The sequence below is a fragment of the Leptolyngbya sp. CALU 1928 genome (assembly GCF_056784215.1).
In genome coordinates, this window is the sequence record NZ_JBXBCE010000010.1 from 1 (window position 1) to 12,808 (window position 12,808).

General features: G+C 50.1%; 16 protein-coding genes and 1 pseudogene. 4 read left to right on the forward strand and 13 right to left on the reverse strand.

The window, feature by feature from the left end:
• Positions 1-97: 97 nt before the first annotated feature.
• Positions 98-304 carry a hypothetical protein gene (locus tag AC1S5B_RS22210; protein ID WP_482037861.1) on the reverse strand — a complete coding sequence of 69 codons (207 nt, stop codon included), beginning with the start codon at positions 302-304 and terminating at the stop codon, positions 98-100.
• 488 nt (positions 305-792) lie between these two features.
• Here AC1S5B_RS22210 and AC1S5B_RS22215 point away from each other — a divergent pair, with 488 nt between their 5' ends.
• Positions 793-1,548 carry a ParA family protein gene (locus tag AC1S5B_RS22215; protein WP_482037862.1) on the forward strand — a complete coding sequence of 252 codons (756 nt, stop codon included), beginning with the start codon at positions 793-795 and terminating at the stop codon, positions 1,546-1,548.
• Positions 1,545-2,468: a ParB/RepB/Spo0J family partition protein gene (locus AC1S5B_RS22220; protein WP_482037863.1), complete on the forward strand. Its 924-nt coding sequence runs from the start codon at positions 1,545-1,547 to the stop codon at positions 2,466-2,468. Before AC1S5B_RS22215 ends, AC1S5B_RS22220 begins: the two co-directional genes overlap by 4 nt.
• Before the next feature lie 62 nt (positions 2,469-2,530).
• Here the strand turns inward: AC1S5B_RS22220 and AC1S5B_RS22225 are convergent, their stop codons facing one another.
• The 7 genes from AC1S5B_RS22225 to AC1S5B_RS22255 form a co-directional block, all read right to left on the reverse strand.
• Positions 2,531-2,851, reverse strand: a complete 321-nt coding sequence (locus tag AC1S5B_RS22225) for a hypothetical protein (protein WP_482037864.1) — start codon at positions 2,849-2,851, stop codon at positions 2,531-2,533.
• 116 nt (positions 2,852-2,967) lie between these two features.
• A complete protein-coding gene (locus AC1S5B_RS22230) occupies positions 2,968-3,270 on the reverse strand; it encodes a type II toxin-antitoxin system RelE/ParE family toxin (protein ID WP_482037865.1) in 303 nt (100 codons plus the stop codon).
• Between the two features lie 5 nt (positions 3,271-3,275).
• A complete protein-coding gene (locus tag AC1S5B_RS22235) occupies positions 3,276-3,545 on the reverse strand; it encodes a type II toxin-antitoxin system ParD family antitoxin (RefSeq protein ID WP_482037866.1) in 270 nt (89 codons plus the stop codon).
• 67 nt (positions 3,546-3,612) lie between these two features.
• Positions 3,613-3,846: a hypothetical protein gene (locus AC1S5B_RS22240; protein WP_482037867.1), complete on the reverse strand. Its 234-nt coding sequence runs from the start codon at positions 3,844-3,846 to the stop codon at positions 3,613-3,615.
• An 11-nt stretch (positions 3,847-3,857) separates the two neighbouring features.
• A complete protein-coding gene (locus AC1S5B_RS22245) occupies positions 3,858-5,570 on the reverse strand; it encodes a hypothetical protein (RefSeq protein ID WP_482037868.1) in 1,713 nt (570 codons plus the stop codon).
• Between the two features lie 432 nt (positions 5,571-6,002).
• Complete coding sequence (locus AC1S5B_RS22250; RefSeq protein ID WP_482037869.1) at positions 6,003-6,578, reverse strand: Uma2 family endonuclease; 576 nt, start codon at positions 6,576-6,578, stop codon at positions 6,003-6,005.
• An 11-nt stretch (positions 6,579-6,589) separates the two neighbouring features.
• Positions 6,590-6,799: a hypothetical protein gene (locus AC1S5B_RS22255; RefSeq protein ID WP_482037870.1), complete on the reverse strand. Its 210-nt coding sequence runs from the start codon at positions 6,797-6,799 to the stop codon at positions 6,590-6,592.
• A 136-nt stretch (positions 6,800-6,935) separates the two neighbouring features.
• Here AC1S5B_RS22255 and AC1S5B_RS22260 point away from each other — a divergent pair, with 136 nt between their 5' ends.
• Positions 6,936-7,208 (forward strand): hypothetical protein, encoded by a 273-nt coding sequence (locus tag AC1S5B_RS22260; protein ID WP_482037871.1) that lies wholly within the window; start codon positions 6,936-6,938, stop codon positions 7,206-7,208.
• Positions 7,192-7,461 carry a hypothetical protein gene (locus AC1S5B_RS22265; protein ID WP_482037872.1) on the forward strand — a complete coding sequence of 90 codons (270 nt, stop codon included), beginning with the start codon at positions 7,192-7,194 and terminating at the stop codon, positions 7,459-7,461. Before AC1S5B_RS22260 ends, AC1S5B_RS22265 begins: the two co-directional genes overlap by 17 nt.
• A gap of 604 nt (positions 7,462-8,065) precedes the next feature.
• Here the strand turns inward: AC1S5B_RS22265 and AC1S5B_RS22270 are convergent.
• The 5 genes and pseudogenes from AC1S5B_RS22270 to AC1S5B_RS22290 all read right to left on the reverse strand — a co-directional run.
• Positions 8,066-8,179 (reverse strand): annotated as a pseudogene (locus AC1S5B_RS22270) (PDDEXK nuclease domain-containing protein); the annotation flags it as partial.
• A 27-nt stretch (positions 8,180-8,206) separates the two neighbouring features.
• Positions 8,207-8,890 (reverse strand): M48 family metallopeptidase, encoded by a 684-nt coding sequence (locus tag AC1S5B_RS22275; RefSeq protein WP_482037873.1) that lies wholly within the window; start codon positions 8,888-8,890, stop codon positions 8,207-8,209.
• Between the two features lie 21 nt (positions 8,891-8,911).
• Positions 8,912-12,043 (reverse strand): type I restriction endonuclease subunit R, encoded by a 3,132-nt coding sequence (locus tag AC1S5B_RS22280; RefSeq protein WP_482037874.1) that lies wholly within the window; start codon positions 12,041-12,043, stop codon positions 8,912-8,914.
• Between the two features lie 4 nt (positions 12,044-12,047).
• Positions 12,048-12,449, reverse strand: a complete 402-nt coding sequence (locus AC1S5B_RS22285) for a type II toxin-antitoxin system VapC family toxin (RefSeq protein WP_482037875.1) — start codon at positions 12,447-12,449, stop codon at positions 12,048-12,050.
• Positions 12,442-12,747, reverse strand: coding sequence for a hypothetical protein (locus tag AC1S5B_RS22290; RefSeq protein WP_482037876.1), 306 nt, complete (start codon positions 12,745-12,747; stop codon positions 12,442-12,444). The genes AC1S5B_RS22285 and AC1S5B_RS22290 overlap by 8 nt, the downstream gene beginning before the upstream one ends.
• Between the last annotated feature and the right edge of the window lie 61 nt (positions 12,748-12,808).

The window sequence follows — 12,808 nt, forward strand, 5'->3', positions numbered from 1 at the left end:
GCTGGAGTGCACTACAGGTGTTTTCTCGATCGCTGGAACTGGCCCCCGATGATCGGTTTATCCGAGAACAGCACGACCAGTTGCAGGCTCTGTTTAATCAGCCCAACGGTGATGATGTGGTTTGAATTTGCTGTTCTAGAGCCTCGACTCGCAGCTTCAGTTCCATCAACTCACTCTCTGGGTTTTTGGGGTTGCAATACTCTTCCAGCAATCGCTTTAACAGTTGCGATCGCTCGTCAGGGTTTGATGGCAATTGCTCAAATAATTCTGTTGGAACTCTAAACTGAATTCTAGGATTAGGCATGATGACACTTCCTTGTTTTTTGGTCACAGCTTCTCTCTTTTTTGGTGACACCTACCCTGATCAACTTGGTAACAGGTTGGAGACAACTTTTAAAGACTTGGTGACACTCAGAAGACAGATAACGGTGAATCACTGGTGACACCAATATAAGTTGCCCTATGCCCACAAAAACGCCTAAAACCCGCCTAGAAACGTGACTAATTGCTACCCCCAACTAACCCAAGAGGCGAGGTAAGGGGGGCAAAGTACTGTGAAAACTAGGTTTTTAGTTTTCATTGCGGTCGGCTTTTGAGGCGCTGGCCTACGTCTGGACTAAATGCCTCTACTGTGACAGTTATAAAAGGCGACGCTTGTGCCAGTTGCGTGAGTGCTGTGAATCTGTAGGCGAATCAGGTTTGCTTATGAGTCAATAGTGATTCAAATTGATATCTTTACTTTTTCTGATCCTAAGTGCCGTAGTATTTGGCTATCGGCAGTTAGGCTGAACAATGACCAAAGTAATTGCAATATTCAACCAAGCTGGTGGTGTTGGTAAAACCACTTTGACCATGAATCTGGGCTATCAACTAGCAGAACATGGACATCGGGTGCTGATGATAGACATGGACCCGCAAGCCTCGTTGACCACATTTATGGGATTAGACCCAGTTGAAATCAAACAGACGGTCTATGAATCTGTGGTGAATGGGAATCCGCTGAAGATTCAGCCCAACATTCACGGGATTGATCTGGCTCCATCAAATATCACCCTTTCAGCCGCAGAGATGGAATTAGTTGTAGCGGAAATGCGCGAGGTTCGCCTTAAGGATGCCTTAGAGCCAATTAAAGGTAATTATGACTTCATCTTGATTGACTGTCCGCCTAGTCTTGGAGTACTGAGCTACATCAGCTTGGTGGCTGCAAATTATGTACTTATTCCCATAGAGACCCAGTTTAAAGCTTTCTGCGGTACTGAGCTATTGCTAGGGACTTTAACCCGGATACGATCACGGGCTAACCGCGAGTTGAAAATCGCTGGGTTTGTTCCTACCCGCTATGATTCTCGGAACTCACAGGACGAAAGAACTCTTAAAGCCATTAAGGAACAGCTAACTGATGTTGGAAAAGTGTTCCCAGTGATCGCACGATCAACTGGATTTGCTGACGCATCAGAGCAGGGTCTTCCGCTGGGGAAATATAGCCCGAAGCATCCCGGTGTTGCTGTTTTGAACGAAATTGCCCAAGCCTTGGAGTTGCTGCCATGAGGAAAAGCGATAAACCTTACGGAAGGCAGATCAGGACGATCGACACCATCCTTGCTGATTCACCATCAGAGCAGACAGTTCAATCTGCACCCATAGACTCAATTCAACTACCGAAGAAGCAACCGCGTCGTTACTTTGACTCTGAGAAGATCGACCAGCTCATCCAGTCTATTAAGGAGCATGGGATTCTAGAGCCACTACTGGTTCGCCCACTGCCCGGCGGTAGTTATGAGCTAGTGGCTGGGGAAAGGAGGCTTAGAGCCGCACAACAGATAGGGCTAACAGAAGTTCCTATTGTTGCCCGCGAGCTTGACGACAAACAGGCAATTCAAGTTTCACTGATCGAAAACCTACAGAGGGAAGACTTAAATCCCGTAGAAGAAACGGAGGGCGTTCTGGAGTTGCTAGCTATAGAACTGGAAAAACCCAAAAATGAGGTTATCTCCCTGCTGTATCGGATGCAGAAGGAAGCGAAAGGGAAAACAGCCCACAACGTTGTGGGCTACCCGGATTCTCAGACAATAGAGACTACTTTTAATGCGTTAGGGCTTCTAAATTGGGAGTCCTTCGTCAATCACCGACTGCCACTTCTAAACCTGCCAGAGGACATTCTAACGGCATTGCAACAAGGAAAGCTTGAATATACGAAAGCTAGGGCGATCGCTCGTCTCAAAGATGACCAACAGCGAGAAGCCCTGTTAGAGGACGCGATCACTAAGAGCCTCTCACTATCCAAAATTAAGGAACGGATTGCAGCGCTATTGGTAGTAAATAAGGGTCAGAATTCTGAAACCCTTAAGCAGCAGATTAACAGTGCCTATCAGCAGATTAAAAAGTCTAAGGCATGGGATGACCCGAGGAAACAGCGCGAGCTAGAGAAGATATTGGCAGAGCTGCAAGCGCTATTGGATCAATCTTAAATGGGGTTAAACTCAGCGGATCGGGTGACTGATCCGCTGAGTTTAACCCTTGTTGCACTAAATTAGTCGTATGTCAGGGCAACCCATAAAGGGGTTGCCCTGTTATCTACAATGCTGATCTGATGGAATAGATCAGCTACTTCTTGCGGTATGACCCGTTCAACTTTTAACCGTCTCAATAAATCTGCTTGGGATTCCTCAGTGGAAACAAACATCCCTGTCCTGGCGGCGGTCAATTGCGCCAGCACTTCACCAAACTGCCGCAACTTGATCAGGCATGGGCTTGGGTCATCACGGAAATAACGCTCAGCCAAAGCTCCCAGGCACACGAGCTGGATATCATGAGGCCTTAAAAACTGGAAATTGGCTGATTCTACTGTCATACCTTGTGCCAATCACGTTTCTAAACAAGTTCGCTCTGCCTTCTTTATGGTTCCCCAGTAACAGAGCGATCAGCCGTCATAACCTCTTACCTCAAAGAAAAGCAGCATCCTGAAAATTACAGCCCCTCATCCTGAAACAGCGCTTCTAGATCCCTGGCTCCGTTGAGCACACGCACAACATCAATTCCATCATCAAGAAGGATATAGAAAATCAGGTAATTGCCATAAGGAACGCTTCGCAGTCCAAGTAACAACGCATCACGGCGACGACCAATGCCTGGGCTGGCTGCGACCTTCCCCATCTGCTCATACAGCTTCCTGATAAACCCGATCGCACGGTCAAGACTGTCTTCGGCAATGTAGTCAAAAATATTGTCCAGGTCTGTAAGCGCCTGCGGTCTGATCACCAATTTGCCCATGCTGCTCAAACCTGGTTGCTGGCTTTGCTGCGCTGGGCATGGCGTTTTCTGCCCCGATCAATGACATCCTCGATAATGAGGGGCTGAGATTCCCCACTATTGATGCCTTCCTGTATCTGCTGCCGTAATTCATTCAGCCGCATTTCCCTCAAGGCATCCTGATCTTTGAGTAGGCGTAATCCTTCGCGGATGACTTCGCTGGCAGAGTGATATAAACCACTGGCTACCTTCTCGCTGACATACTTCTCTAGCTCTGATGTGAGTGAAACATTCACAGGTTATCCCTCTCGGCAATTCATCTACTACTGTTGTACTCACAATAACCAAAAATAGCAATTTTTGTTACTGATGAGAGCACACGCTGTTATCACCCTTGTATAGCAGCAGAGTTAATGGTTGAAAGTAGTGATCATAAGAGCGATTACTGCTGGTATGGATCAAAATCACTGTACTTGGGGCGAGGTTTCGCTTCCAGCTACGCACTTCAATACTCTTAATGCCGTCAGCAGTCTTTTTCGCTGAGGCGATCCAGTAGCCAAACGGTCTCGCGATCGATAGTGCATAGATATCCTGCATTGGAACCTCCTTCAGCGATCGCCTGATTTCGTCAATTTCTCTAGAGTTCCTCTTAAGTTCGGCTGCATCAAACCAAAAAACACCTCCGCTTCCGCCACCAGAATGGCATCCCCCGACTCCAACCACCGCCGCATCTTCTCCACATGAGCCGGAGAGGGATGAGTAACCTGCCCCCCCTGCTGTCCATACTGCTGCCAAAGCTCCAACTGAGCCGCTCGTTTATACGCCTGCACCTCTTCTACCTCCGCTAACTTCTGCCTGACAAACTCAACCCCCTCCTGTTTCTCTTGAGTATTACTACTTATTGCTTCCGCATTCGAGTCTTTCGTACCGCTCAACTGCTTACCAGATGGAGCATTACTGGACTTGAGCACTAATAAGCTTGGACACTTTGGCGCGTTCCCTTCGCGCTCAATGTCTAAGCTAGGGGGGTGCGGGGGGTTATCCACAGGCATCAAGTATTCGGGATGCCATAGATCCTTGTGCCTATAGAGCGTCCCTCCCCCGATACCGCTTTGGGTCAAAGCCGTAAACCTTGCCGTCGCCCCCATCGGCAGAGTGCCAGAGTCCAGCATGATCGCGATCGCCCGTTTAATCCTTCCCCGTGCCTCCTCCCCCTGCTGCTCATGCCAGGTTGGAGTTTCCGCAGGCTGAGCAGACCGCTTCGGTTTCGCTTTCCTCTGCTGGTAAGGGAAATAGCGGGATGAGGTTTCCACCGACTGTGCCCACTCCTCCGCCCGCTTTTGGATCTCATGCCGATGTCGGCAATAGTCCCGATAACCCGGTAGTGCAATTGCCACCTCCACCATCTTCTTCACCAGCGCCTGACCCTCTAGCCCACAGCCATAGAGAATCCTGCCAAAGATGTACGTTCTTAAGGCAATTCGTCCCAAAATCCGATTGGTTTGCCCCGCCCCAGTCCAACCCAGTTCAATCTCCGCATTCAAATCATTCAAGAACTTGTCCACCCTGCCCGATAGACTAAAGCGCCGCCGTTTGGCTACTTTGAGCATCTGCCTAATCGCTTTAGACGTGATTGCGTTGCGATACTGACACAACTGCCACTGCTGCACAAACCTATCCTGAGTGCTCAAGATCGGCTGCCAATCGCGATCGAGCAGATAAGACCCCAACTGAAGCGGCAGTCGATGAGCTGCATAGAGCGTCGGCTTACCATCGACGAAACCGCGATCGTTGGGAAACAATTCCAACTGACCGGGAGACAACACAAAGCCCGCATTTTCCAATAGGGCTTGCACCGCTGCCGCCAGTTCATAGGACTTCTGCGCCCGTTCAAACGGAAAGTAGAGATGCAGACCGCCACTGTAAGAACTGGTCACGGCAATGTAGCTGACCAGTCCCAGCACTTCCAGGGCAGCGACTAGACGGGCGATCGCGAACGGGTCACGCCGGGGATGGTAAAGACTGCCGCTGTCAATATCGAACAGCAGGTAATTGGTTTTGGGTCCAAAGCGCACTCCATAGAGATAGCTGCCTTGCAGGATCAAGCGATCTGAGAGGGGGTGACGGCTTTCGGTCTGCCACTGTGGCTTGGCGGTGGGCTGGGGATGTGCGGCCCAAATGTAGTCATGGCGATGGGAAAACAGCGCTAGAAAGGTATCTTCCCATTCCTGAATGGACTGAAATGGAGGACTTAGATGGGAACGTTTGGGTTGGAGGTTGGCTCCAAACCCCTGGAATGAGGGGGCGAGAGGCAGAGTCATGGTCTGTCCTCCCAATAGTCACAAAATCTTCGATGCATGATGAACTCCCTATGCCTGGTGAACAACGGCAGATAGGAAGCTAGGCAAAATTAGTGAAATTCGTCAAAGATGTTGCACCTTTTGACAAATTGCGACTAAAATTGGCATAGCTAAAGCTGGATGACTTAACGTTTGCTTTTAGAGGGCGGTAGTTAGAGTCTCCGAATCCTATCCAGAATTAAATTAAGTCTTTCGCCCCTTCTGTTTGCCGCAGTGGGGGTTTCGACTTTTTAAAGGGTTTTCTATGTCACGGGCTTACCTCCTGGGGGTTTCAAATGGGAAAACTTGTTTGCGATCCGGCGCTTATCTACACTCAGCGAATGGGCTGGAGTGAGTCGCTTGAATGATCTAAGCGCAGATCGGGGAAAATGCGGCAGTTTTTGCAAAACTCTTCTAAATTGACTGTTGGAAAACTTGTACCGCTTCAGCAAAATCAGTTTCAGCGATCAGAATACAGCGCCTTAATAAATTCATATCCAGGTGGTCTAATCCAGGTAATTCACTCCGTTCAATCTGTTCATACCCGTCGCCGCGCAGATGATGCAGCGTGAGAACTCCATCATCCCAGAACCATACTTCAATCACGCCCAAGGCTCTATATCGCGGTAGCTTATTCGCTCCACTGCTAAAAACAACCTCAATGGACAAATCAGGGATTGGCTTAGAACCACCCAGGCAGTAGGACTCATCGGCCTGAGCAGACACCTCCCCTGGTTTCTCCTGAGTCTTTGCCCCGGTCATCTTGAATTTGATTCCCTGTTTGAGTAGAAACGTCGTCACCAAATAGTGGATGACACGGGAAAAAAACTCGTGGTCTTCTCCAGGCATGAGAATTTCTATCGTCCCTTGGTAATAAGACAATTTGGCACCGGGGGTTGCTTCAAAACCCTGCTGGATGAGTTTGAAGTGATCCCATGTTCCTTGGATGACGATGCGCTGATCAGTGGATTGTTGAAGCAGTTGTGTCATAGTGCTTGCCCCTATTTTCCTTCATCATCCTGTTTTGGCTGTTCCTCAAACTCCTTGGCAGCTTTTATCAGAATTGTTGCAACCAAATTGCTCAGGCTGCGATTTTCTATCGCAGCCTGGCGTTCAAGGATTTTGACTACTTCATCATCTGAGAAGTAGGCACAGACTCGCCATTTAGAAGGCACTGAATCGTCTAGACTCTCTAATTTGTTTGATTCCACAATACTCTACCTCAACATCCTATGAATTCTTTCTTGTTAAAGTAGCATACTTAATACTCTAGTATGCTACTATTTCAGCAAAGATTCATTGCCGCTGCAATGCACCAGCAATCAACCGGCAACGAGAACGAACGGAATGTCTTCAGCACAAGTTATTGAGACACAGACCTACTCCCTGTCAGAACTGCGCTGGCAACTTTCCAGAGTCAGGGGTAGACGAGTTCCCGAACGCACCTTGCACTGGTGGCTTCAGGAACTGTGCATTGAATCCAATGAATTTGGAATGTACACCGTTGATGACCTGAAAGTTCTCACTCGTTTGGTGCTGTTTCTCAAACGATGCCGATCGCTCAAAAAGTTCAAACAGCTACTAATTCAGGAGATAGAAAAACATGCCGATGAACACTGAAGCCCTTAAGAATTCTGTGAACCTCAAGTCACCAGAATTACCCAACCTGAAGCGCCCAACCCCTAATCGTGAGCAGCAACAGCAACGATTGGAGCAGGTTCACGAAGCAACTCAATCGGCGATTTCTTCTTTAGCCCAAACCGGAGTCAACACCATTAATGCCCAGGTCTTTGCCTTTGATAGCAAACTCACCCGCTACGAACGGGATACCGCTCGTGCCATGGCAGATCGTCTGCGTCAATCCGGGGTATGACACCGTTCCTGGCAATGAAGTACCACATCGGCTGAAACCTTTTCTTGGTGGCAGTTCCAGACTGTGATCTTGCCTATTTTAGACTCAATTGATGAACAGAATCTGCTGCGAGGGGATAGTGGCGATGCTTGATTGATAATTACTGCTGATCTTGTTTTTGGTCATCACTTATTGCGCGGGAGGCAATTAGTCAACGATGAGACCGGACTTTGAAGTCCTTAAAACCTGCAAGATTACGCTTGTAGTATCAGGTTCTGGAGTTAAATCAGTCCAAAAAAAGTCCACTCCATCTGTAGTATGGGTTTTCCATCTTTAGTAGAACTTATCAATGGTTGTCTGCTACCTTCCAACTTACTTCGTTTCGTTTGCATTGAACCCGAAACCATCGCAGCGCCCAGTCCTTATTGGACGCAGCACATTAATCGGTTTGGGCGTTACAGGTTGGACATGGATTGTTGCCCTCCTCCCATTGATTTTGGTATCCCTGTCGTCTACCAAAAGTCATCGAATCAATGATTTTCTTGAAAAATTGTCTCCTGAAAGTAATGCCTAATAAAGGTTTCAGCCGATGTGGTACTTCATTGCCAGGAACGGTGTCATACCCCTACGAAGGGCTATAGTCTGTGTGCTTCACCTGGCCGTCCAATGCCGACAGGTAGAAGTTCATCTTACCGGCATCCTCTGGCTTAAACGCCCCGATCTTCAGATCAATTACTAAAGCCTTGTTGAGGTAGAGACTTTTATCCTAAAGGTTTTGCTCCAACATCTCACCATGCTCCTTGAGCCATTGCTTAGCCTTTTCCAAGGTAGCCACTTGGGCACCGATGATGTTCCAAAAGCGAGGGGTGTGGTTCGGCTCGAGCAGATGCGCTAGCTCATGCACCACCACATAATCAATGACAAACATCGGAGCTTTCACCAGCCGCCAGTTAAAGATCACATTATCGTTTGGGGTGCAGGAACCCCAGCGGTACTTGCTATCGGCAATCTTCGCCTGATTAAACTCGACACCAAGGCGCTGGGCGTAAAGTTCAACACGGGGAAGAATTTTCTCTTTGGCTTTCTGGATATACCAATCCTTGAAAACACTGCCACGCTTTTCTGCCTGGGCTTTAGGGACGAGAAAACGGCTATTGGCAAACTGGATGCCGCTATCCGCGTCCACCAGCTCTAATCGATAGTTGCGCCCTAAGTAAAGCAAGGATTCACCATTCACCAGTTCCTTGCCGGGAGGATGGAGCAGCGGCTGATATTTTTGTGCGTGGTGCGTCTTCTCATAAAGCCATTGCTTGCGTGACTCTACGACTTGCCGAATTTTCTCAGGCTGGGTGCCTGTGGGTGCTTTGACAACGATCGAGCGATCGCGCTCGACGGTGATCGTTAGCGTTTTGCGGTTGGCAGAATAGACAACGTTGTAGTCAAGTTTCATGATGATGCACCGCTGTTTCGTCTATTCAGCGTACAGAATCTGGTCATTATTTTTCTTGGCCAGCTCCATCACGCGTGAAATGATCTGCTCCCGATTTTTCACCAGATTCGGTATTTTGATGAAAGCAGGCGACAAAAAGATACCATTTTGAATCTCAGCTTCGAGCTTTTTGCGAGCTGGAATGCTCTCCCAGAAGCCCGTCAGTTGCAATTCCCGCTCAATGATGGTGAACACATGTTGGGTCAGAGAAACTATCTGGGCAATCGTATCATCATCCAGGGCTGCCTCCCCGAAACATTCCCGCCGAAACATACGGAAAAATGGCATCTGCTTTTTCTTGTGCAAGCCGTAGGTCGGCTCCTTGTCTGCGTCTTTGACCCGCTGGCGCAGCTTTTCTAGCTCTTCGTAGATCCGTTCCCAGTTGTCTTTGAACTGCTCCAGAATAGCGGTCAGTGCTGCCGCAAACGAGGCTTGCAGTTCCGGGTCATCGTCCAGTTGGATGTCGATATGATGACGCAGGGCGTGCTCAACGGCGGCGGCTTTGGTTTTAGTGCGGCTGTGCTTGACAACCTGGCTTTCAAAGTCGTCATCCAGAATCGAAATCGGCTTGACTTTTTCATCGATGCCCTTTGAGCGCAGGTACTCATCGGTCAGCGCCCGTAGTTTGGCAGGGATGCCCTTCATGCTCAGCCGTGCATCGCGGAAGTGTCTGCCCGCCAGCACATTCACCTCGGTCAACACCTGATAGTCAGGCATATATTTGAGGGCTTCCTTCGCCGGAAAAACCAGGTTGAGGCTCCGGGTCAGTTTCTTAAACGCCAGCATGAACTCGAAGCGAATGTCCTCGTCATAAAAGAGATCATAAAAAGCGTCGTGGTCGGTGAGGTCGGTGAGTCCATGTTGCTGCAACAGCCCCAGGATCGTCCGGTGGTCATCTTCAAGTTGGCGGATTTCCTCCTCTGGAAAGCTCAGGGTCTCTTCAACTTCCTTCTGTTCCAGCTCGTCATAGGTGTCAATGGCTCGTTTCAGGTGGTGACCGATGCCCACATAGTCCACCACAAAGCCCTTGTCTTTATCAGCCCCACCCACGCGGTTCACACGGGCGATCGCTTGCAGAAGGCTATGCGCCTGGATGACTTTATCGAGATACATCACCTGCTCGACGGGTGCATCGAACCCGGTCAACAGCATGTTGTTAACGACGATGATGCCGATGTCGCCAGTCACGCCGTGGTCTTCGGCATCAAACGGCAACTTGAAGCTCTTGATGCTGGTCTCGTGCTTCGAGGCGTTGGTGTATGCCTTGAGCTGCGGCAGGTCGTTATGCCCACCCGAAATCACCACGTCAGTACGCAGTTTTTGCAGTCGATCAAGGGGGATCTGGTGCGGGTTGGACTGCTCCAGTTGGGCGATCGCTTCCGTGATGGCTGCATCTAAATGTTGCTTGTACCGCACGGCTGCCTCGCGGGAGGTTGCTACTACCTGAGCTTTGTAGCCGTTCGGAAAGATCCATTCCAGATAATGCGCCACGATGTTTTGAGCTTTGGCAGCAATGGTATCTTGGGCTTCGAGGTAGGCATCCCGCGAACCGTACCCCAAAATTTGCATCCGCTCTTGTAAGTTGTATTCGCTGAATACGTCTTGAAAGGCGCTGTCCATCCCTTCCTGGTCAGGCACCTCAGCATTATGGGTGCGTCCTTCATAGACGATTTCCAGGGTCACCTTGTCCTCAATGGACTGACGCATGGTGTACTTGTCGATGTAGTCACCAAAGACTTTCTCGGTCTTGTCGATCGGCGTGCCCGTGTAGCCAATACGGGAAGCGTAGGGAAGGGCTTTGTCAAGGTTGGCTCCCAGCAGGGAATACTGAGATCGGTGCGCTTCGTCGGTCATCACCAGAATGTTGGCGCTGCGGTTTAGCTCTGGAAAGGCTTCTTGCAGGTCGCGCTCCTGGAATTTGTGAATCATCGCCATGACCAGATCCGAGGAGTCGCTGCGGAGCAGTTCTTTGAGTTGGGCGATGCTGCCAGCAGGTTTGACGGTAAAGCCGATGTTCTGACCCGTTTCGGCGAGCTGCTGCTCGAGCTGGGTGCGATCGGTAATAAACACCACCTTCCACTGGGACAGGTTGGGATGGCGGTACATTGCCCGCACCATAAACATCATGGTCAGCGACTTCCCTGAACCCTGGGTATGCCAGATGATGCCGCTGCGTCCCCGTGGGGTTTTGCCGTCCAGCAACCGCTGCACTGCTTTCTTGACGGCACGAAACTGCTGGTAGCGCCCGACGATTTTGATGGCTTCGCCCTTGTCGTTGACGGAGAAGAGCGTGAAGTTGCGGATCAACTCCAGCAGGTTATCGGGGGCAAGCATCCCAGCCACTAGCCGCTGCTGATCGTTGGGGGAGCTGCTGCCATGATCCAGGTCTTCTAAGGTGCGGGGGAAGGGGTCAGCCCAGCGGTAAAAGTATTTCTCTGTGTGGGTGGTGAGGGTGCCAAACTTGGCTTGATTGCGGCAGGTCGCCACCACAAACTGGTTGTAGAAGAACAGAGGAGCGCTGCCCTCGCCTTTGGCTCCGCGCTGTTCGCTATAGCGGAGGAGTTGGTCAATGGCTTCGGGAATGGGTTCTTTGACTTTGGGCGATTTGCACTCGATCACCACCACGGGCAAGCCGTTTAAGAACAGGACAATATCCGGGATGATGTGGTTTTCGGTGCCAAGAATCCGCACTTTGAACTGGCAGACGGCGATAAAGCGGTTGTTGCTCCGGTGATCAAAGTCGATAAACTTCACCGTGGGGCTTTTTTCACCCGTCCGGCGGTTTTCTGAGATGCTGGTGTTTTCTTGCAGCAGGGTGAAGACATGGCGGTTGTTTTCTAGCAGGCTGCTGCTGGGGAAGCTGGCAGTAAGCTGCTTGACCACTTCCTCCACCTGATCGGCTTCTAGCCAGGGATTGATCACCTGAAGCTGCTGGCGCAACACGGGCAACAGCGCCACCTCGGTAAAACTGTCGCGAAAGGTTTCCCCTGGCTGCTGTTTCATCTCCAGATCCAGCACTTCCCAACCCAAGCCCGCAAGCTGGTCGAGCAGGGGTTTCTCGACGTGGTTGCGTTCATCAAGTTTGACGGCTTGGGGTGTTTGGTTGGGTGGCATGGGGTTATTGGGCGAGGGTGAAGCCCGCCTGAATGAAATGGCGATCGAAGGCGAGAGCGGTGGTTATTTTACGGTTTTGCATCACGACAAACGAAACGCAATCGACTAAGCCCCAGGTTTTATCTTGATGCTTTTCGTAGAGGCTCAAAGCTGCGGACATTAGCTCTGGGGTTAGCGGGACAAGGGTGACTTCAGAGGCGGTTTGGAAGTGGCGAATAATGGCACTGGCTTCGTTGCGGGCGATACGTGAGAGGGCGTTGCCAATTTCTAGCAGAATGGCATCGGTGGTAACGATCGGCGTGCCTTCATAGTGGTCGGCGAGTTGCAGCGCTTGTTGATGGTGCTGATCGGTTTGGTTGATCAGGGCAATGACATACCCCGTATCCACAAACAGGGAATCAGACATTTTTCTCACCGTTGAGGTAAGCGTCTAGGTTCTCTGAGAAGTCGGGAGGGGCGGTTATCTTGATTTGTTTAAGGCGCGATAGTAAGGAGTCGGGCGAGATCGCTTCATCGATCGGCGCAAGCAGATCGCCTTCAAAAGTGACGCTACCTTTGAGTGGATTAGCTGCTGTGGCTGGGGTCGGGGCAGCTTCATCTAAGACAATGACGCGGATGGTTTTGCCTTCCCACTGGGCGGAGTATTCGGGGGGAATGGTGACAACACCGTTGTGGAGGGTGGTCTGAAATTCGATTGCCTGCATAAGAAACCTCGATCGTGACAATTTTGAGGGTGAACAGAGGCACTACTTAAAGGTAACAGCT